The organism is Pedobacter sp. 01N416 (assembly GCF_056399685.1).
This window is the reverse complement of record NZ_JBFTRT010000687.1, coordinates 1-2847: the sequence shown is the minus strand read 5'-3', so window position 1 is coordinate 2847 and position 2847 is coordinate 1. Positions and strand designations below refer to the sequence as shown.

Sequence of the window (2847 nt, the reverse complement as noted above, 5' to 3'; positions counted from 1 at the left end):
CCTTCGGTTTTTGTAAGCAAGCTGAGCAATATTAGCTGGGCCCAGACCAATGCGGTAAAAACGATCGACATGACAGCCAGCCCGATTGTAAAACCCTATATCGTCCGCTTTGTAATCAGGGCGGCAGGAGGCAATTTTTCAAGTTGTGCTGAAATCAATTTTAGTTCTGCAGAAACTGGGCCATTCGTTCAGCCTTTAGATTGCGATAATCCAATAGCAGAAGATTTTACGGCCTACTCTGATATTAAACTGGCCATTTCCAGCGCCAGCGTAAGCCCTGCGGCAAACGGCGGCGAAGATATCACGCGTACATACGATAACAACACGGCTACCTTATACCATTCTAACTATGCGGGTGGGGGATTCCCGATCAGTTTAACTTATAATTTTACCACTAGCCCAACCATCGACTATATTAGTTATGTGCCGAGGCAGGATGCCAGTTGTGCCGAAATGCAGTTCTATCAGAAAAACAGCGCCGGCAATTTATACACTAATATTTTTGCGGATGATCTGCATACCACATTAAAAGCTGGAATAACGCAAACCGATATCGATGCCATTGCTTCTCCATTTTTTAAATCTCTGGCCCAGTGTATTTTCAACAATAGTTATAACAGGAAATACCGCGTACAGACCTATGATTATTATCCAAATCCGGGCACGGTAGAGGGCATATTAAAAACAAACGGTTTAAACAGGGTTGAAAACCCGACAGGGATTGCCTTTAAGGCGAATACCAAAGCGATTGTTTTTGTTGGCGATACCTATGGTGTAAACCCACAGTTAATTGTTAAAGATTTTGGACTGGATTATAGCGCCACTACCGATAGCTATCCCTTGAAAAAAGGGGTAAACATTATCAATGTGCTACATGATGGACTGGCCTATATCGGTTATTTTAGCGATAATGCAGGTCTACAGCCTATACAGATTAACATTGCCACAGGCCAGGTGAACGGATATTACAATCCTTTAACGGACACAAATGATGAGTGGACGAAAATGTTGCTTAACGGTGTGTATTCGAAATTGGATATGAAAGGAATCTATACCAATCTAAATCTCAACAAAAATATACTGATCAGTAATTCGGCAGCCAGTGGAAAAGAACTGGTTGCAGCCTATGATACCATTGTGCATGCAGAATATATTTTAAATGGTCTAACCAAATATAACAGGGTGCCTAAAAACCACATGTTTTTAAGGTCTATAACTGGTGATGGAAATCCGAATGCAAGTGGTGAGGGTGTAAATTATCCCATAGGTGTTGGTGGCAGTGGGTCTAATCTTGCTAGTGCTACCGGAGTTTTTAAAGATCCCTGGGGAGTTGCCCATGAGTATGGCCATAACAATCAGGTGAGGCCAGGAGCCAAATGGATAGGCATGACGGAAGTAACAAACAATGTTAATTCGGCATGGATACAATATCTTTTTAGTACCAATTATGCAAATACGACAAGACTTGAAAAAGGTAATGATGCACCTAAAGCGGGAGCTGCCAGTTTATATGGTGGACGGTACGGCTCGTTGTTTGATAATTGTTTGATACAGAAAAAACATATGGAGGCACAAGGCGATGTGTTTGTGCGATTGGTGCCTTTGTGGCAATTGGAAGTATATTACCAGCTTGCTGGTGCAGGTAAAAACCTGCCTACTATGCAACAGCGATTAACTGGCACAGCAGCCACGGTTGGACAGCCGGATGTAGCTTTCTGGTATGGCGATGTGCTGGAGAAAATGCGTACAACCAGTCAGACGGGACTAAACGAAGGCCAGTTATTACTCAACTTTGTAAGTGCTGCCTGCGATGCTGTTCACGAAGATTTGACCGATTTCTTTGTGAAAAGTGGCTACCTATTGCCAATTGATATGGATATAGACGATTATGCTATAAAGCGTTTAACCATTACACAAGCACAGATAGATGCACTAATTGCTAGTGTACAGGCTAAAGGATATCCAAAACCAGTATCTCCGGTATTAAATTATATATCGGCAAATACGATAAACACCTTTAAAAACCGTACACCATTGGCAACAACTGCAACTGCAACGGTTGGTGTAACGGTTAATACCAACACATTAAAGATTGATAATTCGAAATGGGGCAGTGCAGTAGCTTTTGAGACCTATAACCAAAAGGTACTTACCGATGTGGCTATTTATGGGGCTGGAGAAGCAACCACAGCAAACGCAAACACAACGGTTCAATATGGTGCTGGTTCTACAAGTGTTTATGCTATCGGATATGATGGTTCAAGAAAACTGGTTTATCCGGCTGTAGATGTTGCTAACTTATTGCCAACGGTATCGATTACTTCGCCTGTTAGCAATGCAGTAGTTACAGTTGGTAGCGATGTTGCTATTAATGCCAATGCTGCCGATACCGATGGAACAATCAGCAAAGTAGAATTTTATCAGGGCAGCACACTTTTAGGTCAGTCAACCACTGCACCTTATAGCTTCACCTGGACTAACCCAGCTGTAGGAAATTACAACCTTACCGCTAAAGCAACCGATAATAACGGAGGAACAAAGGTATCAGACACGGTGAAAGTAATCATCAATACCCTGCCAACGGTGGCCATCAGTTCACCGGCAAACCATGCGGTGTTTACAGCAGGTACAAACGTTGTTATTGATGCCAATGCGGCTGATACAGATGGAACAATCACCAAAGTAGAATTCTATCAGGGATCGACTTTATTAGGAGAATCTACAGCTGCGCCTTTCGGTTTTACCTGGACTAATCCAGCTATAGGAAATTACAACCTTAGCGCCAAGGCAACTGATAATAACGGAGGAACAAAGGTATCAGATACGGTTAGTGTAATCATCAATACC

1 protein-coding gene is annotated in these 2847 nt (G+C 42.5%); it reads left to right on the top strand.

The window, feature by feature from the left end:
- Window positions 1-2847: Ig-like domain-containing protein (locus AC1DND_RS25820; protein ID WP_477585439.1), on the top strand; the 2847-nt coding region annotated here is incomplete at both ends.